General features: G+C 50.6%; 15 protein-coding genes. 9 read left to right on the top strand and 6 right to left on the bottom strand.

What is annotated here, in order from left to right:
- Positions 1-89: 89 nt before the first annotated feature.
- Positions 90-578, top strand: coding sequence for a PaaI family thioesterase (locus tag AC6CHQ_RS12940; protein WP_498081699.1), 489 nt, complete (start codon positions 90-92; stop codon positions 576-578).
- A 537-nt stretch (positions 579-1,115) separates the two neighbouring features.
- Here AC6CHQ_RS12940 and AC6CHQ_RS12935 read toward each other — a convergent pair.
- A complete protein-coding gene (locus tag AC6CHQ_RS12935) occupies positions 1,116-1,298 on the bottom strand; it encodes a hypothetical protein (RefSeq protein ID WP_498081698.1) in 183 nt (60 codons plus the stop codon).
- Between the two features lie 76 nt (positions 1,299-1,374).
- Between AC6CHQ_RS12935 and AC6CHQ_RS12930 the strand changes: the two genes are divergently transcribed.
- Positions 1,375-1,977: an alpha/beta hydrolase gene (locus tag AC6CHQ_RS12930; protein WP_498081697.1), complete on the top strand. Its 603-nt coding sequence runs from the start codon at positions 1,375-1,377 to the stop codon at positions 1,975-1,977.
- 37 nt (positions 1,978-2,014) lie between these two features.
- Here AC6CHQ_RS12930 and AC6CHQ_RS12925 read toward each other — a convergent pair whose 3' ends face one another.
- A complete protein-coding gene (locus AC6CHQ_RS12925; RefSeq protein WP_498081696.1) occupies positions 2,015-2,617 on the bottom strand; it encodes a DUF3298 and DUF4163 domain-containing protein in 603 nt (200 codons plus the stop codon).
- A gap of 144 nt (positions 2,618-2,761) precedes the next feature.
- Here AC6CHQ_RS12925 and AC6CHQ_RS12920 point away from each other — a divergent pair, with 144 nt between their 5' ends.
- On the top strand, positions 2,762-4,444 hold the full coding sequence (locus tag AC6CHQ_RS12920; RefSeq protein WP_498081695.1) for a formate--tetrahydrofolate ligase: 1,683 nt from the start codon (positions 2,762-2,764) through the stop codon (positions 4,442-4,444).
- A gap of 57 nt (positions 4,445-4,501) precedes the next feature.
- On the opposite strand, the gene AC6CHQ_RS12915 is transcribed toward AC6CHQ_RS12920, so the two are convergent.
- Both AC6CHQ_RS12915 and ilvA read right to left on the bottom strand, forming a co-directional pair.
- Positions 4,502-6,766, bottom strand: coding sequence for an ATP-binding cassette domain-containing protein (locus AC6CHQ_RS12915; RefSeq protein WP_498081694.1), 2,265 nt, complete (start codon positions 6,764-6,766; stop codon positions 4,502-4,504).
- A 96-nt stretch (positions 6,767-6,862) separates the two neighbouring features.
- The gene (gene ilvA, locus AC6CHQ_RS12910) at positions 6,863-8,131 is read right to left on the bottom strand and encodes a threonine ammonia-lyase IlvA (RefSeq protein WP_498081693.1); all 1,269 of its coding nucleotides are present in this window, start codon (positions 8,129-8,131) and stop codon (positions 6,863-6,865) included.
- Positions 8,132-8,318: 187 nt separating this feature from the next.
- Here ilvA and kynU point away from each other — a divergent pair, with 187 nt between their 5' ends.
- Genes kynU through kynB form a run of 3 tightly spaced genes read left to right on the top strand, consistent with a single transcriptional unit; the run spans position 8,319 to position 11,111 of the window.
- On the top strand, positions 8,319-9,593 hold the full coding sequence (gene kynU, locus AC6CHQ_RS12905; RefSeq protein ID WP_498081692.1) for a kynureninase: 1,275 nt from the start codon (positions 8,319-8,321) through the stop codon (positions 9,591-9,593).
- Between the two features lie 17 nt (positions 9,594-9,610).
- Entirely contained in the window at positions 9,611-10,465 is an 855-nt protein-coding gene (gene kynA, locus AC6CHQ_RS12900; RefSeq protein ID WP_498081691.1) for a tryptophan 2,3-dioxygenase, read from the top strand.
- A 16-nt stretch (positions 10,466-10,481) separates the two neighbouring features.
- Positions 10,482-11,111 carry an arylformamidase gene (gene kynB, locus AC6CHQ_RS12895; protein ID WP_498081690.1) on the top strand — a complete coding sequence of 210 codons (630 nt, stop codon included), beginning with the start codon at positions 10,482-10,484 and terminating at the stop codon, positions 11,109-11,111.
- 110 nt (positions 11,112-11,221) lie between these two features.
- Here the strand turns inward: kynB and AC6CHQ_RS12890 are convergent, their stop codons facing one another.
- The gene (locus tag AC6CHQ_RS12890; protein WP_498081689.1) at positions 11,222-11,515 is read right to left on the bottom strand and encodes a hypothetical protein; all 294 of its coding nucleotides are present in this window, start codon (positions 11,513-11,515) and stop codon (positions 11,222-11,224) included.
- Positions 11,497-12,456: an anti sigma factor C-terminal domain-containing protein gene (locus AC6CHQ_RS12885; protein WP_498081688.1), complete on the bottom strand. Its 960-nt coding sequence runs from the start codon at positions 12,454-12,456 to the stop codon at positions 11,497-11,499. The genes AC6CHQ_RS12890 and AC6CHQ_RS12885 overlap by 19 nt, the downstream gene beginning before the upstream one ends.
- 644 nt (positions 12,457-13,100) lie before the next feature.
- Between AC6CHQ_RS12885 and glmS the strand changes: the two genes are divergently transcribed.
- The 3 genes from glmS (at position 13,101) to gltB (ending at position 20,733) form a co-directional block, all read left to right on the top strand.
- Positions 13,101-14,903, top strand: coding sequence for a glutamine--fructose-6-phosphate transaminase (isomerizing) (gene glmS / locus AC6CHQ_RS12880; RefSeq protein WP_251238452.1), 1,803 nt, complete (start codon positions 13,101-13,103; stop codon positions 14,901-14,903).
- A gap of 259 nt (positions 14,904-15,162) precedes the next feature.
- Complete coding sequence (locus tag AC6CHQ_RS12875) at positions 15,163-15,954, top strand: helix-turn-helix domain-containing protein (protein ID WP_498081687.1); 792 nt, start codon at positions 15,163-15,165, stop codon at positions 15,952-15,954.
- 294 nt (positions 15,955-16,248) lie between these two features.
- Positions 16,249-20,733: a glutamate synthase large subunit gene (gene gltB, locus AC6CHQ_RS12870; protein WP_498081686.1), complete on the top strand. Its 4,485-nt coding sequence runs from the start codon at positions 16,249-16,251 to the stop codon at positions 20,731-20,733.
- Positions 20,734-20,746: the final 13 nt, after the last annotated feature.

Below are 20,746 nucleotides of genomic sequence, written 5' to 3'. Positions count from 1 at the left end.
TCGGTTCCTTAACAATTTTAAGGATGGAGGAATTGCGCAAAAGATGACGAAAGTAGGAAAGAGAGACAGGTGATACAGGAGGGGTTCAGATGGTACAGGAAATGAAAGTCGTCAACGCGATCCAGGATGAGTATCCGGATGATTTTGCATGGTGCTACGGCTGTGGAAGGCGAAATGCAAACGGTCATCATTTCCGCACAGGATGGGACGGGGAAATGACAGTGACTTATTATGATCCCGCCGGAGATGAACTGGCACTTCCGGGATTCGTTTACGGGGGAGTAATCGCTTCTCTTATCGATTGTCACGGCACTGGCTCTGCTTCACTGGCACTTCACCGGAAAAATGGGTTTGAACCCGGTGACGGGGAAGCCCCACCCAGATTCGTAACAGCCTCACTTCATGTTGACTTCAGGAAGCCGACTCCACACGGAAAGTTGCTGAAAGCAACCGGAAGGGTGGAAGAGATACATCCGAAAAAATTCAAAGTGATCACTGAAGTCAGCGCGGACGGTGATGTGTGTGCGACCGGAGAAGTGGTGGCTGTGGTCATGCCAGAAAGCTTCCTTCAGAAATAATTTAAAAGGAGAAACCGCCCGATCCATTGATCGGGCGGTTTCCCAGTACACGGAAAATTTGCAGATCTACTTAACTGCTGCTGACGAAGATTAAAATCCATCCCGTCGTTTGCAGGTGAGCGGCCAAACTGCCGTCGCCTTTCCGTCAAAGGTGTCAAAAACAACGACCACCAATATTGCAGTCAGGCTTCAAATGCACTTTCACAAAAAACTTACTGATCGCCGCGGATTCTGTCGGACGTCCTCCGGGTTTCCATTGGTACCATCTCCCAGGTCACATGCAAAGATTGTCCGGAATCGTCTCCGGCCGTTCATTGCTGAAAACTATGCCCGTTTGGGCGGGTTTTCTTGTGTCCTCCCGATGTCCATCTTCTACCATCCCCTGAGTCCATTGCATAGTTGCCCGGAATTTCTCCGGTCAATTGTTGCTAGGCAGATACTTGCTTATTCCGCCTATTTAATTGTCCTCCTGGTTTCCATGATCCATCATCCTTCTGATGATTCGTCTTGCGGATGATACGTCCGTCAAAGCTAGGATCACACGGCGCTGACGAGAAAGAACTTCGTCCATGAAGCAAATTTTCCGACAAGGCTGTGCAGTTCTCCGCCATCAGCATCAAGCACCGATGCGATAAGCGGTGTTCGCCTTGTACAGGTTATATACCCGGAGAGATTTGGTGTAAACATTTCGAGTATATATTTTTGTGTTTTTACAATCATAAGTGTTCCGCCTTTCAATGATTGAAAAATCCTGTTAGAATATCTTTAATTCGAGATAAGGAAAGAGGGAATTCGATTGAAGCATATCTATAAAGAAGGCAAGTCCGGAAAGCCGACACTTCTGCTTCTCCATGGAACTGGCGGAACTGAAAATGATCTCCTCCCGATCGGCAACTTCATCGATCCGGATGCCGGCATCCTGAGTGTCCGCGGTGAAGTTCTTGAAAATGGCATGCCGAGGTTTTTCAGAAGGCTCGCGGAAGGCGTATTTGATCTTGAAGACCTGGTCCGCCGGACGGAAGATCTCAATGCTTTCATCGGCAAGGCCGCGGAAGATTATGGGTTTGATCGAGGCAACGTGATCGCGGTCGGCTATTCTAACGGAGCCAACATTGCTGCAAGTCTGATGTTCCATTACAGTGATGCCTTAAAAGGCGCAATACTCCACCATCCGATGGTGCCTGTCCGGGACAAAGAGATGCCTTCTCTTGAAGGAACATCCGTCTTTATCGGTGCCGGGACCAACGATCCCATCTGTCCGATGGATGAAGCAAAAGATCTGGCGAGTCTGCTGGAAGGGGCAGGTGCCGATGTAGATATCCATTGGGAGAACTTTGGCCACCAACTGACCCAGTCAGAGATTCAGGCGGCTGCCGCCTGGTACAAAAATATTTTTTGAAGAAAAAGCTCCAGTCCCAAATCGGGACCGTAGCTTTTTAAAATGGCAGAAGTGCTGCTGCCGGACCAGGTTCTTCAATGATGGATTCCAATGATTTAAGCGGAATCGGAAAATAAGGGAAACCATAAACGTAAGGGGTGAGTTCGTAAAGCTGGAAAAACACAGTGAGTGAGTGGTCGGCCAGATAGAAATCCTGATCAGAGGAAATCGATTCGAATGGTTCGAGCACAGGCACTTCCCACTCTGTGATCATTTCCCCGATCATTTCGGAAAGTACATTCCGATAATTGCTATCAGGCTTAAAAAGGTCTGACAAACGATAACGCTGCCCGGTGTGGATATCAAAGGTCAATCCTTTGGCAATTGTGAGCCCGTGAGCTCCGCCTGTGAAAGAATACACGACAAGAAGGAGACTCAGTACGCCACGTTCGTTTGTCTTCACTTCGTAGTATCCCGTCATCTCGACAAGGTTCTCATTCCCGTAACCGAGTTCCTGCATGAGTCTCGTGAATTCAGTGATGATCTGCAGATTGATTGCTGACTGTGCTGCCGGGTTGGCAAGACCGGTCACCTGCGGATACACCACATCGACTTTGGGTGAAGCTATGCGGATCGGATGAGAAACAATTTGAACTGGCAATTCGAACGGAATCATCCTTTCTGTTTTACATAGTTCATGCTCGCATAAAAGTATCGGTGTCACTCTTTTGTAAGAAGTCTGAAGATGGCGCGAGCTTTACGGGCAGTATAATAAAGACACCAAGAACCCGAGGGGGAGAGCGTGATGAAAACGACGACACCTGCACCGCTGACAGACCTGGAAATCGCAAGCAGGGCCGTGATGAAGCCAATCAATGAGATCGCCGAGACTGCCGGTATCCCGGAAGAGGCTCTGGAACCATACGGCCGCTACAAAGGGAAAATCGATGTGGACAAGCTTTCCGCTGCTGAGGCGGACGGCAAAGTAGTGCTTGTAACGGCAATCAGCCCGACTCCTGCAGGAGAAGGGAAATCGACTGTGACTGTGGGGCTGGCTGATGCATTCGGTTTGCTTGGCGAGAAAACGATGGTTGCTCTTCGTGAACCGTCTCTGGGCCCGGTCATGGGGATGAAAGGTGGGGCTGCAGGCGGAGGGTATTCGCAAGTGCTGCCGATGGAGGACATCAACCTTCATTTTACGGGGGATATCCACGCTATTACCACGGCGAACAATGCACTGTCCGCGCTGATCGACAACCATTTGCATCAGGGTAACGTGCTCGGCATTGATCCGCGAAGAATCACCTGGAAGCGCGTACTGGATATGAACGACCGCGCGCTCCGTCATGTGACTGTCGGGCTCGGCGGGCCGTCCGGCGGAGTTCCCCGGGAGGATGGATTCGATATCACCGTGGCATCCGAAATCATGGCCGTCTTCTGCCTGGCAAAGTCTCTGGATGACCTGAAGGAACGGCTTGCCCGCATCGTCATCGGATATACGTATGGCAGAGAACCGGTGGCCGTCCGTGATCTCGGTGCGGAAGGGGCATTGACCCTTCTGCTGAAAGAGGCATTCAAGCCGAACCTCGTCCAGACAATCGGCGGTACGCCTGCGCTGATCCACGGCGGTCCGTTCGCCAACATCGCACATGGCTGCAACTCCCTGGCAGCCACGCAGACAGCAAGAAAACTCGCTGACATCGTCGTAACGGAAGCCGGCTTCGGTTCCGATCTGGGAGCTGAAAAATTCATGGACATCAAAGCTCGCCAGGGTGACTTTAAGCCGGATGCGGCTGTCATCGTCGCAACGGTCCGGGCCTTGAAAATGCATGGCGGTGTCCCAAAAACAGACCTCTCTGTTCCGGATGCATCTGCTGTAGCAAAAGGACTTCCTAACCTCGCGAAGCATATCGATACGATCCGATCATTCGGAATCGAGCCAGTGGTGGCTCTGAACCGATTTATCACCGATACGGAAGAGGAGATGGATGCCGTCCTCGGTTTTTGCAGGGAAATCGGTGTCAAGGCGGCGGTTGCCGATGTTTGGGCACGCGGCGGAGAAGGGGGAACTGATGTGGCAAGGCTCGTTCTGGAGGAAATCGGCAAGGCCAACAAGTTTGCCCCGATCTATGATGAACTGGATGCATTCGAGAAGAAAGTGGAAGCCATCGTGACTAAGGTTTATGGCGGATCGGGTGTTCGCTTTACGGAACGTGCCCAAAAGCAACTGGCGGATATCAAAAAACGGGGATGGGACATCCTGCCTGTCTGCATGGCCAAGACCCAGTACTCATTCACTGATGATCCAACGGTTCTCGGCCGCCCGGAAGGCTTTGAAATTACGATTCGTGAACTGATCCCGAAACTTGGGGCCGGTTTCATCGTCTGCCTGACCGGAGATATCATGACCATGCCGGGCCTGCCTAAGGAGCCGGCTGCTATGCGGATGGATGTCGACCGCGAGGGACATGCAGTCGGCCTGATGTAAACAAAATAAATCGGACCTTCTGTTTCCGGAAGGTCCGATTTTTCTGTATGTCGCCAATCATTGCTTAAGACTTTCCTCGACATATGTCCGGGTGACAGAACAGGAACTTTCCAGCATTTCCTCGGGCGTCCCTGTGAAGAGAATCTTGCCGCCGGCATTGCCTCCTCCGGGACCGAGTTCGATCAGATAATCCGCCTGTTTGATGACGCTCAGCCGGTGCTCGATAACAAAAAGGCTGTTGCCTTCATCGACGAGCTGATGAAACAGATCCATCAGTTTGCGGGTATCGTCGGGATGAAGACCTTCAGTCGGTTCATCCATGATGAAAACAGTCCCTTTTTCCTGAAGATGAGCTGCCAGCTTCACCCGCTGCAGCTCACCGCCTGAAAGGGTCGACATTGATTGGTTCAGCCTGATATAGCCGAGCCCGACACGATCAAGCGAGATGAGCTGTTCAGTGAACGGTTCGTTCTTGAAGAAACTGATCGCTTCTTTTACCGACATTCCCATCACGTCCGCAATCGACTGTCCGTCTACCCGATACTGAAGGACCTCAGGCGCATATCGTGTGCCATCGCACACTTCACAAACCGTCTCGATCGGATCCATGAAGTGCATGCCGGTCACGATGATGCCCTTGCCCCCGCACGCCGGGCAGGCCCCCTTGGAATTAAAACTGAACAGGGAAGCAGATGCACCAGTTCCTTTGGCAAACCGTTTCCGGATGTCATCGGATATATCCAGATAGGTCGCGGGCGTGGAGCGGGACGTGGCTCCTATCGCTCTTTGACTGATGGAGACAATCGGACCTGACCAATCCTGCTCAAATAACTTCATCAGTGAACTTTTGCCGGATCCGGCCACACCGGAGACTACAGCGAGGACCCCAAGAGGAAGATCAACTGTTATATGATCCAGGTTGTGCAGCGAAACCTGTCCGAGGCGGTGCCAATTGGAAGGCGGCCTGGGGCTAGTATTTAACGGAACGGACTGCCGCATAGAACGGCCGGTCAGTGTGTCTGCCTCCAGGAGTTCCGGATAGCTGCCAGTGAATACCACTTCACCTCCATGTTCTCCGGCAAAGGGCCCCATGTCGATGATATGATCCGCCAGTTTGATGATTTCAGGATGGTGTTCGACGATCAGGACGGTGTTGCCGTGGTCCCGCAGTTCCATAAGGGACTTACTCAGGCGCCTGATGTCCGAGTGATGCAGTCCTGCGCTCGGTTCGTCGAACACATAGACCATGTCGGTCAGAGCGGAGTTGATGTATTTGGCTATCTTGGTCCGCTGGGCCTCACCACCGGACAAGGTGCTGACGCCGCGGCTGAGCGTCAGGTAACCGAGGCCGATGTCGACGAGAGCGCCAAGCCGGAGTTCCAACTCTTTTTTGAGTTCGTCCGTAACCGGGTCGGTGATCGACCTGATAAATAGAATGGTCTCGTCGATTGGCATCGCTACGACATCAGCAATACTCTTTTCGTTGATTTTGCAGCTCCGCACTTTTTCATTGACCCGAGTGCCGTTGCATTCCGGACATTCATAGGTCGTCACCATCCGGTCTAGCAGCTTCTGGTGGCGCTTGCCCTCTTTCTGTGTGATGACGCTCCGGTACATGCGGGGGACGATGCCTTCGAATTTGGCGGATTTGGGCCAGTTATCCGGCGGGTTTTTGAGTTTGATCTGAGGAGAGTATAGGAACAGTTCCAATTCCTCAGGCGAGTAATCCCGGATTTTCTTGTCGAGGTCGAACAGGCCGCTGTATGCATAACGCTTCCACCGCCAGGCGCCGGTGGTGAAGGCCGGGAAATTGATCACGCCTTCGTCATTCAGGGACTTGTCGAAATCGATCAGCCGATGCACGTCGAGGTCTGTCACTTCACCGATCCCCTCACATCTCGGGCACATGCCGGATGGGTGGTTAAAGGAAAAGGCGTCCGAGTAGCCGATGAACGGACGCCCGGCGCGCGAATAAAGAAGCCGCAGCTGGGCGTAGATATCTGTATAGGTCCCGACAGTCGACCGGGAATTCTGTGCTGGCTTTTTCTGATCCAGGACAATCGTTACCGGCAGGTTCTCAATCCCGCTGACCCGAGGCCTTCCGTACTTTGGGAGATACTGCTGGACAAAACTCGGGAAGGTCTCATTGAGTTCGCGTCTGGATTCCGCTGCGATCGTGTCCAGGCAGAGTGAGCTCTTCCCGGAACCTGACACACCGGTAAAAACGGTGATCCGCTTTTTGGGGATATCGACGGATACGTCCTTCAGGTTATTTTCTTTCGCGCCAAAAACGCGGATCCATTCCTGATTTCCTGGTGACATGGGCATCTCTCCTTCAATGGCTCTACTATACCGATATCATCCCACCCGGTTCAATCGGCACAAACGAAAACTCCCCCGGACAGCCGGGGGAGCGGGTCAGATCAGCAGACCGAAAAGGTAGCTGTCTTTGTTCAGTTCTTTGAATGGGAATCCGAGGGCATTCATGCGTTCAACCAGCCCGGCGTAGTCTTCACGGTGCTTGATCTCGACGCCGACAAGCGCCGGTCCGCTTTCTTTGTTGTTTTTCTTAGTGTATTCAAATGTTGTGATGTCATCGTCAGGACCGAGTACACTGTCCAGGAACTGACGGAGCGCTCCCGCGCGCTGCGGGAAGTCGAGGATGAAGTAGTGCAGCAGCCCTTCGTGGATCAGAGATTTCTCCCTGATTTCCTGCATCCGGCTGATATCATTGTTGCCGCCGCTGATTACGCAGACGACTGTTTTCCCCTGGATCTCTTCCCGGTAATAATCGAGTGCCGCGATCGGCAGCGCACCTGCAGGCTCTGCCACGATGGCATGCTCATTGTAAAGATCGAGGATGGCCGTGCACACCTTGCCCTCCGGAACGGAAAGGATATCATCGACGTATTCGCTGCAGAGTTCATAAGTGAGCGTTCCCGGTGTCTGCACGGCAGCCCCGTCGACGAACTTGTCGATGGAATCGAGCGGAGTGACCTGTCCGCTCTCAATGGAAGCTTTCATGCTGGCTGCACCAGCAGGCTCGACACCGATCATTTTTGTCTGTGGAGAGACATTTTTCATATAGGTGGAGAGTCCGGACATCAGGCCGCCTCCGCCGATCGAGGCGAAGACGAAGTCGGCAGGCTCTTCGATGTCGTTCAGGATCTCGACTGCGACGGTACCCTGGCCGGCGATCAGTACGGGATCATCAAACGGGTGGATGAACAGCTGGCCGTGTTCTTCCTTATAGGCCAATGCCTGTGCAGACGATTCATCGAACGTGTCACCTGTCAGGATGATTTCGACCTGGTCGCGGCCGAACATTTTCACCTGATTGATTTTCTGTTTTGGTGTAGTCTGCGGCATGAAGATCTTGCCATCGATTCCGAGTTCCGCACAGGCAAAAGCGACACCTTGTGCATGATTTCCCGCACTTGCACAGACAACACCTTTTTCCCGGGCTTCTTTCTCGACTGATTTGATCTTGTAAAAAGCGCCCCGGAGCTTGAATGACCGGACGTGCTGAAGGTCTTCGCGCTTGATGTACAACCGGCAGTTGTACTTTTCGGAGAGCCGTTTATTTAGCTGAAGAGGGGTGTGCGCGACGACTTCCTTCAGCTTCTGGTAGGCGATGAGGATATCCTCCACGTGCAGCAGTTTTGTCCGTTCATTTGTAGCTGGCATTTATAACACGACCTTTTTTGAAAATTGAATGGCTTTATTCTAACACGCCCGAAGCCAAATCACACGGTAATTATCTAAAGATTCTACAACATTTATATGGGTGAAAAATAACCTTGTTATTAGAAAGCGCTTGCATGGTCCGGGACATTGCCGTACAGTCGGAATAAATAGCAGAGGAGGTCGTGAGATGGGGCAAAATAGTTTGGAAGAGGCTAGAGAGCTTGACCGACAGGACAGCCTGCAGCATTTCCGTCAGGAATTTTACATACAGCCGGAAACGATTTATATGGATGGTAATTCGCTGGGCCTGATGTCCCGTCGGGCAGAGCAGGCGCTGATCGGCCTGATGGATTCATGGAAGGCGCACGGCATCAACGGCTGGACGGGTGGAGACCGTCCATGGTTCTATCTTCCGGAAGAGCTTTCGGCCAAAATGGCACCGTTTGTAGGGGCGAAGGCAGAGGAGGTCATCGTGACCGGGTCGACCACGTCTAATCTTCATCAGATCCTGGCGACATTTTTCCGGCCTGAAGGGAAGAGGACGAAGATCCTGGCGGATGAACTTAATTTTCCGAGCGATATTTACGCGATTAAAAGCCAGCTGGACCTCCATGGGCTGGATCCGGAGGAACATCTGATCAGCGTGAAAAGCCGGGACGGCCACCTGATCGAGGAAGAGAACATCATCAGTGAGATGTCGGATGAAATCGCCGTTGCGATTTTACCGTCGGTATTATACCGGAGCGGCCAAATCCTTGATATGCCGAAGCTCACGGAAGCCGCGCACCGTTATGGTATCTTGATCGGATTTGACCTTTGCCATTCGGTCGGTGCAATGGAGCATTCGCTGCATGACTGGGGAGCCGATTTTGCTTTTTGGTGCACGTATAAATACCTTAACGGCGGTCCGGGATCCACAGGTGGTTTGTTTATCCATGAACGCCATTTCGGTACGGCTCCCGGTCTCGCCGGATGGTTCGGATCCGACAAGGAAAAGCAGTTCGACATGGAACATGACATGACCCCTGCAGCGCATGCAGGCGCTTTTCAGGTAGGCACACCGAACATCTTCAGCATGGCACCTCTTGCCGGTTCGCTTGATCTGTTTGAGGAAGCGGGTCTCGGGCAGCTCCGTGAAAAATCACTTAAGCTGACGCGGTTCATGATGGATCTGATCGATGAGGAACTGGATGGATATGGCTTTCAATTGGCTAACCCGGATGATGATGCACGCAGAGGAGGCCACGTCTTCCTGGAACATGACGAGGCTGCACGCATCTGCAGTGCCCTAAAGGCGGAAGGCGTCATCCCGGATTTCAGGGCGCCGAAGGGCATACGGCTCGCACCTGTTGCACTCTATAACTCGTTTGAGGATGTCTGCGAGACCATCCGGATCCTGAAGAAGATCATGGAAGAGGAAGCATACAAGAAATTTGAAAACAAACGCGGCATCGTCGCCTGATTAAGGAGGGGCGGAATATGCCCAAAAAGATTTCAGACCTGAAAAAGGCACTTGAACAGGAAAAAGACATTCACACGGATTTCAGGGAAACGATGACCTACGGGGAATACCTGTCATTGGACAAAGTGCTATCTGCACAGAACCGTTTGTCCGGTCATCATGATGAGATGCTTTTTATCATTATCCATCAGGTGAGCGAGCTCTGGATGAAGCTGATCCTCCATGAACTCAAATCTGCCATTGAAGACATCGGAAAAGACGACATGCAGCCTGCGTTCAAAAAGCTGGCACGTGTCTCGAAGATCCAATCGCAGATCATCCAGTCATGGGATGTGCTGTCAACCATGACTCCGGCAGAATACCTGGAATTTCGGGACAGTCTGGGACGTGCTTCCGGTTTCCAGTCCTACCAATACCGGCTGATCGAGTTCGCACTAGGATACAAGTCGGAAGCCATACTGAAAATCTATGAAAAAGATGTTCAGGTCCACCATGAACTAAAAAAGGCTTATGTGGAACCAGGTCTCTATGATGCTGCCATCGGGGCACTTTCCAGGGCCGGTTTCCCGATCAATCAGAACCTGCTGGACAGGGACTATTCGGTTGTGTATGCAGGAGATCCGACTGTCGCGGCGGCTTGGGAAGAGGTCTACCGGGATGTCGGCCGTTACTGGGATTTGTACCAGCTGGCGGAAAAAATGGTCGATGTGGAAGACTGGCTTCAACAGTGGCGGTTCCGTCATATGAAAACAGTGGAGCGCATCATCGGATTCAAGAAAGGGACGGGAGGGTCGTCCGGTGTCGGTTACTTGAGGCAAGTACTTGACCACCGGTTCTTCCCGGAACTTTGGGATTTGAGAACGACACTCTGAAAAGGGGAGAAGAGGGATGCAGAAAAACAGATGGATTGATATTACACAACCCCTCACGAACGACATGGCGCATTGGCCGGGAGACACGCCTTTTCGTTTTGCTCTTGGGGTGACGAAGGAGCAGAGCGGCTCGGTCAACATTGGGGAGATCCGGACGAGCCTGCATATGGGTACCCATGCGGACGCACCATTCCATTTTGACGGGGCGGGCAAAAAACTCCACGAACTGGACGTAAACACATATATCGGCAAAGCAAGGATTATCGATGTGACCAGGTACACATCACTTGGGCAGACCGAACTGGAAGGCTACGACTTGGAAGGAGTGGGGCGTCTTCTCCTGAAAACATCGAAAACTAACAATCCGCTTGTTTTCCCGGAGTCGTTTATCGAACTGCGGCCCGATATCGGCCCGTATTTGAAGTCTATAGGGGTTTTCCTTCTCGGAATTGATGTCCCGTCGGTGGACCGGACGGACAGCAAGGAACTGCAGACCCATCACTCGCTTGGAGACAACGGCATCCATATCGTCGAGAACTTGATGCTGGCTGATGTGGAACCGGGGGATTACGAATTTATCGCGTTGCCGCTCGCCATTCATGGAGCTGACGGGAGCCCGGTGAGAGCCGTCATCAGAAAGATCTAAAACGCAGGAGAGGAAGTCCATATAACGGTAAAGACTGCAGATTCGGAAGAGGAATGCCTCAGCCGGATCTGCAGTCTCTTTATTTTTTCGATATGTCCAACGTGTTCGGATTAAGGGAAAGGCACAATGACCCATCCAAGAATAAAGATGACGGCGGTGAAGATTCCCAGGTAGACAGCTATTCCAAGACCCCATAGTCCGAGTGACCGGCTATTTCTGCCGAAAAGCGCAATCAGGCCCGAGATAAGTATGGCGGAAATCCAGAATGACAGCTGTTCCATGAATGAGAGATCATAACCGGACAACATGGATATGTTCAGCAGTGCCAACGCAACGATTCCCATGATAACACTGAACCATCCAAGTACCCGGAATGATAAGATCTTTACTTTGTCCAATTCCATAATTTCACCTCACCCAGTTTCATATGTCGGATCAGTTGCGAATCTTTTAATGCTTCGACCTCCTGCTTGGGTCCGGTGATCACCGCACCGTATGCGGCGAAGCCATTTTGTTCGATAAATTCAATTCGTTCCTGGAGTTCCAGGTTTTTATGAGATGATACTTCTGCTGCAAGTTCCTCGTACGGCTGAAGTTCCTTGAGCAGCTGCAGGAACGTCTCTTCGTGTGACATTGAATCCCGGAAAGGCGACCAGTATGTCTGGTCAGGCTGTACCGGGTAACCGAGCGGAGAAACGACATCACCATCCGCACTCAACATCTCATCTTCAGTTCCCGTATAGATCGCTGCCCAGAGAACATCAATGCCGGGCAGCTCTTTTCTGATATCAATCACCTTATAGAGATCATTAAATGATAAGTAGGCCTCGACAACCGTTTCGTCGGGAAGTCCTTCAAGGACCTTCCATTCCTGTCCGCTGTTAAACTCAGGCATGCCCTGCGCGGGATGAACAAGCCACTGATTGGTTTGTGTAGGGTATTTTGGCGGTGTTCTTTCCAGGTCCGAGGTCATTACCTTATCCTCAAGTTCATTCAGTACAAAATGGAGATCATAATGGCGTACAGGGGAATGTTCGCTTCCGACCTGTTTATATTGGTCAAATGACAAATCCATCGAAAACAGAGAGAAATCCATTTCGAATTCCATTTCTTCGAGAGAGGTGTTCGGTTCCGTCAGGTAAAGGACTTTACTGGCAGTATCCATAAGGGTGGTGGACTTCGTACCGAATGCGTAATAGGCGAAAGTCAGCATATAGCTTGTCGGCACGATCATCAATGCTATTGTGAGCGTCGACAAAATCAGTTTCCATCTGGAAACAGTCACCATGTTACCGGTAAGCCCGTTTTTTTTAGCGCGTCTGATTTGTTCGTTATATGAACCCATTCCTTCTCCTCCAATTCAATCACTATCAGTTTTTAGCCACGTATCAAAGACTCTTATGGTTTCGGATTGTGGATTCGGGAAATCGGGTATGTGGTATAGCCTACATAAGTTCTTAAGAATCCCTCCTAATCATTAACGGTTATGGTTCCGGAAAGTTTCGTAAATATGGTAAATTACTGCAAGTTTCTGTATCGCTCGTCTTTTCATACTGGACAGAGCGAATTCTGCAATAAAAATAATGATTTTGAAGGAAAAGGTAATTGACAACAGCACTTTCCGTATAATACATTACAAAAGCAGTAATAAGGCGAAGGAGGGCCGGAGACACGCCAAAATCGGAAAACAATCAAAAGCGCCTGAGCTGGGGAAATCAGAACACAGTCCCAGCAGACGAGGTGGAGGTTCATCGACAATTCGGCGGATGCCTCCCGACCGTGATGTCCGGTTGTCATGCTTTCCAGCAAAACACACAAGCGATTGTGTGACACAGAGGGGAAAGCAGGCATCATTCTCCGCATACGGGAGCAGGAATTGCCTGCTCGTGCGGAATCAATCCAACTTGCACGAACAGCGCCCACTGGCCGTTTTATAAACGGTAAACAGGACGCTTATTTGACTTTGACTGATAATTGGAGGAATTGAATATGTGCGGAATTGTAGGCTATATCGGTGAATTGGATGCCAAGGAAATTCTGTTGAGAGGGCTGGAAAAGCTGGAATACCGCGGTTATGATTCTGCGGGAATCGCCGTAGCCAACGAAGAGGGGATATCGCTCTTTAAATCCAAGGGACGGATCGCCGACCTGCGAAGCATCGTGGATGATTCCACTGAGGCCCAGACCGGAATCGGCCACACCCGCTGGGCGACTCACGGTGTGCCGAATGTGAAAAACGCTCACCCCCACCAAGACGTATCCGGCCGTTTCACTCTCGTCCACAACGGAGTCATCGAGAACTATGAAAAGCTCCGCCGTCAGGAACTGGCAGATGTTCAGCTGGTTTCGGATACCGATACAGAAATCATCGTCCAGCTGATCGCCAAGTTTGTCTTTGAAGGAATGGCAACGGAAGAGGCGTTCGGTGAGGCGCTTGGTATGCTTCACGGTTCATATGCAATCGCCCTGCTTGATGAAGAAGAGCCGGACACGATCTTTGTCGCCAAAAACAAATCACCGCTTCTCGTCGGTCTTGGAGAAGGATTTAATGTAGTCGCATCCGATGCGATGGCGATGCTTCAGGTCACTGACCAGTTTGTCGAGCTGCATGACGGAGAAATGGTAATCGTTACGAAAGACAATGTACGGATCCGCACGATATCCGGAGAGACAGTCAGCCGGGAGGCGTATACAGCCGAATTGGATGCTTCTGATATTGAGAAAGGTACCTATCCGCACTACATGCTGAAGGAAATCGACGAACAGCCTGCTGTTCTAAGGAAGATCATACAGGCCTATCAGGATGAAAACGGAAATCTCAGCCTCGAGCAGGAAACACTCGAAGCGATTAACGGTGCCGACAGGATTTATGTCATCGCTGCCGGAACAAGCTACCATGCAGGTCTTGTCGGGAAGGAATACTTTGAAAAGCTGGCGGGTGTCCCAACCGAAGTCCATATCTCCAGTGAATTCGGCTACAACATGCCGCTCCTGTCTGAAAAGCCACTGTTCGTCTTCATCTCCCAATCGGGGGAGACGGCAGACAGCCGACAAGTTCTCGTCAAGGTTAAGGAACTCGGACATCCGTCCCTTACTGTGACGAATGTTCCTGGTTCGACCCTGTCTCGCGAAGCGGATCACACGGTCCTGCTTCATGCCGGTCCTGAAATCGCGGTGGCTTCGACTAAAGCCTATACCGCCCAGGTTGCGGTACTCGCAATTCTTGCAAGTCTTGCTGCTGAAGCGAAAGGCAAAGAGATCGGTTTTGACCTGATCCAGGAGCTGGGCATCGCTGCGAATGCCGTCCAGACGATGATCGTAAGGAAAGAAGAAATGGAAGGTCTCTCCTTCGACTTCCTTGAACTGAGCCGGAATGCATTCTTTATCGGACGTGGCCTTGATTATCACGTCAGCCTGGAAGGAGCGCTCAAGCTCAAGGAAATTTCCTATATCCAAGCGGAAGGATTCGCAGGAGGGGAATTAAAGCACGGGACCATTGCCCTCATCGAAGAAGGCACGCCTGTTTTTGCACTGGCCACTCAGGAAGCCGTCAGCCCAAATATCCGGGGAAATGTCAAAGAAGTCGGAGCCCGCGGTGCCAAGTCGTGCATCATCTCGATGGAAGGAATAGAAGAGGAAGGCGACCGAATCGTGATCCCGGCTGTTCATCCGATGCTTACACCTCTTGTTTCTGTGATTCCGCTCCAGCTTATCAGCTACTACGCAGCTCTTCACCGTGGATGTGACGTCGATAAGCCACGCAATCTGGCCAAGTCCGTTACAGTAGAATAATACGATTATCAGTGGCGAAATGGGGACTCCGGTTATTTACCGGAGTCTTTCTTAATAATGTGATGACATTTTATTGATCATAAAGATACTGAAGTTTGTATATATGCTTTCTGATTTGATAGTAATTTGATTTTAATATTATAATAGAAAAACAAATGGTCAATTAGAATTTCAATCAACCCAGATCAAACAGCAGACCAGAAACACGTCAAGTCGATCTGAAAACAGCAGGCAGGCTGATATTTTTGGGAGGAATGGGATGCTTAATTTAAATCCAGATGACTTTTTGCTGAAGCCGGCACTCGCAACCATTCACTGCGAGCCAGATTGGAAATGGAAGAAACGAGACCATCCCATGCCGAATTATGATCTGTTTTATGTATGGAGCGGTGAAGGAACAGTGGTATTGAACAAAAAGTCCTATAAGGTGGGAAAAGGGCATTGCTTCCTGTTTTGTCCTGGCGATGATACTGAAGCCATTCATAATCCACAAAACCCTTTTGTTCTGACCTATATTCATTTTGATCTTGTCAACGAACCCCGGCTGATTCCGGGTTCTCATCGGATACTGGCTGACCAGATCAGCTTTGAATCTTTATTGAGCAGGTATGTCCGTCTGTTTTTGGTGAAGACATACGGAGCCGAAATCGAGGGAAAGCTGATTCTGAAGCAACTCATGATCCATCTGCTTAGAGAAGAACATTGTGAATCGCAGGATGAACAGGACATAAGCAGCAGAAGGCTGGCTGAAACGATCAGGGAGATTGCGAACTATATCCAACAACACCCGGGTGAACCTCATACGGTTGAGAGCCTTGCTGAGCGGGCACACTTGTCGGAACGGTATTTCTCCCAAAAGTTCAAGCAGATTATCGGGCATACAGTAAAGTCTTATGTTGTCCACTGCAGGATCAAACGGGCAGAACACCTATTGCATTTTACGGGTCTGACTGTCACGGAAGCAGCCCATGCTCTTGGATACCGGGATCTTCATTATTTCAGCAGGCAATTCAAACAATATACCGGAAGAAATCCGTCTGAGATTAGATAAAGATGCATTTTTTCAGGTTAGGCAGCTATGGTAGGCAGAGAGCTTTTCATAGCTGCCTATTTCTATGTCAGCTGGATTTTTAGTTCCGATTTACATGAATAACAAACAGATTACGACAAATTTCACGACTTATAATGTAAATATAGCGAATGATTTTGGATTAAAATTCAAAATCATTCGCTTATTTTATTGTTCAAAAAGTGCAAATATTTATCTAAAACTTCTAAATACATTTCCTTTTCAAGGTAATAACATAAGAATAAGCCGAAAAATGATTCGTGGAGGAGGATAATTATGCATCATTCATGGATGAAAGGCAGCGAAGGGATGTATGATCCTCGTTTTGAACACGATGCCTGCGGAATCGCAGTGCTTGCGCATCTTAAGGGAAAACCGTCACATTCCATTGTCACACAGGCTTTGACCGCACTGGAGCGGCTGGACCACCGTGGAGGAAGCAGTGCCGACAACCAGCTCGGTGATGGTGCAGGTATACTCACGCAGATTCCTCACCGATTATTCCGAGCAGAGTGGGAAAAAGCGGGAGTACCTGTGCTCGAACAAGGAAAGTACGGAGTCGGTATGTTCTTTCTTCCGAAAGAGAAGAGTTTGCGGAATCAATGCGAAGAAATCATTAACAATATCATCGTTGATGCGAATTTTGAGTTGGCAGGCTGGCGGGAGGTTCCTACGAGTGGAGAAAACCTGCATCAGCTTGCTGTCGATTCCGAACCGGATATCTGCCAAGTGTTTGTGAAGTCGCCTTATGAACTGCCAGATGATATTCGTTTTGAACGGGATCTCTTCAAGGTCAGAAAGAAAATCGAAAAAGAACTGAAAGCTGCTCAAATCGAGCCCCATTATGTGGTCAGCTTTTCTTCAAGAACCTTGATCTATAAAGGCCTGCTGCTCCCGCGTCAACTGCGGGATTACTTTCAGGACCTGAGCAATGAGGCTTACGAGTCGGCTATGGCCATGGTTCATAACCGTTTCAGCACGAATACATTCCCGAGCTGGCACCGTGCTCAGCCGTACAGATTTGCCATGCACAATGGAGAGATCAATACCATCAACGGCAATGTGAACTGGATGGAATCCAGGGAAGCGGAGTTCATGGAGATTCTGGGAGAGGAAGCTGAGGAACTGCTTCCAATCGTCGACAGGGACGGCAGTGACTCTGCCATGTTTGATAATGCTCTGGAATTTCTTGTACTCTCCGGTTGGTCACTTCCCAAAGCGATGCTTATGATGATGCCCGAAGCCTGGGAAAAAAAGACCCGGATGGATAAACAACTAAAAGGCTTTTATCAGTATCACAGTTTGTTCATGGAACCATGGGATGGCCCGGCTGCCATGGCATTCACTGATGGGAAAGCAGTCGGTGCACGTCTGGACCGCAACGGTCTGCGTCCTGCCCGACTGGTTGTTTCATCCGATGACATTGTCTGTATTTCATCCGAAGTGGGTGTGGTGGACTTTCCTGATGACTGCATCCTCACCAAAAAGCGGCTGATGCCCGGCCAGATGATACTGGTGGACATGGAGAACGGCAAGCTCTATGAGGACGAGGAGATCAAACAATCAATCGCATCAGAGCAAGACTATAAAAAGCTTGCGGATGATTTGATTGTCCCATTGGAAAATTTGAAAGAAACCGATGTCCCTAAAAAAGTGCGCCACAAGAGTGAACTTCTCCAAAAGCAGGCTGTTTTCGGATATACCGACGAAGAATGGGAGAAAGTGCTGAAACCCATGTTCCGATCAGGGTCCGAGCCTGTCGCTTCAATGGGGTACGATGCTCCTTTAGCGGTACTGTCCGATGCGCCGCAGCTTCTGTTCAACTTTTTTAAACAGAGATTTGCGCAGGTAACCAATCCGCCGATTGATGCCATTAGGGAAGAACGGGTCACTTCGATGGAGGTACTGCTTGGAAGCAGCGGAAATCTGCTCTGTCCAGAGGATATGGACCGAAAGAATCTTCTTCTCAAGACACCCATTCTGGCGCCAGTCGGGATGAGTAAGATTCAATCATTGAATTCTGCAGCATTAACATCAGCCGTTCTTTCCACTGTTTTTCCGCTTTCGGAAAAAATGGAGGATGCACTGGATAATCTGCTCGAACAGGCAGAGCTTGTGGTCGAAGAAGGAAGTAACCTGATTATCCTCAGTGACCGGGATGTCAGCGGAAAATTTGCCGCCATTCCATCATTACTTGCCGTATCCGCTGTACATCACCATCTGATCAGGAAGGGGATCCGCAACAAAACCAGCCTGATAGTCGATTCCGGTGAAGCGCGGGAAGTCCACCATTTTGCAGCGCTTCTTGGCTACGGAGCCAATGCGATCTGTCCATACTTGGTTTTCGAGTCGCTTCCAGACGCGGAAGAATCGATCTCGGAAGAACTCGCTATAAGTAATTATGTGAAATCAATCACAAAAGGCATACTGAAAGTCATGTCCAAGATGGGAATCTCAACGGTGCGCAGCTATATGGGAGCTCAAATATTTGAGGCAATCGGAATGAGCGATGAGGTGGTCAGCCGCTACTTCCCGAATACGCCTTCAAAACTCGGAGGGTTGTCGATTGATGACCTTGAAAAGGAAGTCCGGCTTCGGCACGCACAGGCGCTGGAGAAGAACTCACCGCTTCTTGAAAGCGGATCTGACTTCCAATGGCGCGCAGGCGGTGAAACTCACCTGTTCCAGCCGAAAACGATTCATCTGCTTCAGCAGGCTGTCCGAAGCGGAGAGTATGAGGTTTACCGGGAATACAGCCGGCTCTTGACTGAGGAACTTAGCATGAAGACGACACTCCGTGGGCTGATGGAGATCAAACCGTCAGGAGAGCCTGTGCCGATTGAGGAAGTTGAACCGGTTGAATCTATTTTCAGGAGGTTCAAGACCGGAGCCATGTCGTACGGTTCGATCAGCAAGGAAGCCCATGAAGCGATCGCCATTGCGATGAACCGGATCGGAGGCCGGAGCAACAGCGGCGAAGGAGGAGAAGATCCTGAGCGGTTTGTTCCTCTGGAAAATGGCGACTCCAAATGCAGCAAGATGAAGCAGGTCGCCTCAGGGCGATTTGGGGTGACCAGCCAATATCTCGTGAACTGCGAAGAGATCCAGATCAAAATGGCGCAGGGGGCAAAGCCCGGTGAAGGCGGCCAGCTTGCCGGACACAAAGTAACGATTGAAGTGGCAAAAACGAGAGGGGCCACTCCGGGAATTGAACTGATTTCGCCGCCTCCACATCATGATATTTACTCGATCGAAGATTTGGCGCAACTGATCCACGATCTGAAAAACGCCAATCCGAAGGCGAGAATCAGTGTGAAGCTTGTCTCCGGTGCTGGAGTCGGAACGATTGCGGCAGGCGTGGCAAAGGCGAAAGCCGACGTGATCATGATCAGCGGTTTTGATGGAGGGACCGGTGCCGCCGCCCGTTCAAGCATCAAGCATGCGGGCATGCCATGGGAAATCGGACTCTCCGAAACCCATCAGACACTCAAATTGAACGGCTTGAGGGAAAAAGTCACCCTTGAAACGGACGGAAAGATGATGAGCGGCCGTGATGTGGTTATTGCAGCACTTCTTGGAGCGGAAGAATACGGGTTTTCCACAATGCCCCTCGTTTCACTTGGTTGCGTCATGATGCGGGTCTGTCACCTCGATACCTGTCCGGTCGGAATAGCCACACAAAACCCACAACTTCGGAAAAACATGCTCGGGACTGCGGACGATATTGTCCGGTTGATGCACTTTTTCGCCGAGGAAATCAGGGAGTACATGGCACGGCTCGGATTCAGGACGATGGAAGAAATGATCGGCAGGACCGATCTTCTCTGCCAGGCAGAAACCGAACATTGGAAAGCGAAGAAACTGGACTTGTCTCCGATCTTTCACTATCAGCCGGATACCCGGCTTCCGAAGGTAAAGCAGGACCATCATATTGATCAGACCATGGACAGCAAAGAGTTGTTTCGTGGCTTCCAACAGTTCCTGGAGGAAGGAAAGCCGATTCGTCAGGAGAGGGAAATCAGAAACATCAACCGCTCGGTTGGCACGCTTCTCGGAAGCGAGGTAACCCGGAAATCCGGAGGAAACGGCCTTGCGGAGGAGACTCTCCAATTCCATTTCAAAGGTTCCGCCGGCCAAAGTTTCGGTGCATTTGTGCCGAAGGGAATGACCCTTACCCTGGAAGGCGAATCCAATGATTACGTCGGAAAAGGGCTTTCGGGAGGCAAGGTCGCAATTTATCCTCCAACCGCTTCAAAATTTCAGGCTGAACAGAACGTGATCATTGGGAATGCCGCTTTTTATGGCGCCACTTCCGGCGAAGCCTATATCCGTGGAATTGCAGGCGAGAGGTTCTGTGTCAGGAACAGCGGGGCTCATGTCGTTGTGGAGGGAGCCGGTAATCATGGCTGTGAATACATGACAGGCGGAACTGCCATCATTCTCGGAGAAGTCGGAGATAATTTTGCAGCCGGCATGTCGGGGGGGATTGCTTATATCCTGACGGAGGACAGCGAGGATTTCGCCAACCGTTGCAACCATGAACTGGTGACGCTCGAACAGCCCCGGGATCATGAGGAGATCAAGTTCCTGAAACGGCAGATCGGAAGGCATGCACGATATACGGATAGTCCGGTTGCCAAGTCGATCCTGGATGATTGGAACCGGTACGTCCGGCAGTTTGTAAGGGTGATTCCGACTGAATATAAACGGATTCTTGAAAGTCCCCGGCTAAGTGAGGAACTGCAATATAGTCTGAACTAACACAGGAGGTGAG

Source organism: Bhargavaea sp. GQ12 (assembly GCF_059758705.1).
The sequence above is the reverse complement of the archived record's forward strand: the minus strand, read 5'-3'. Positions and strand labels throughout refer to the sequence as shown.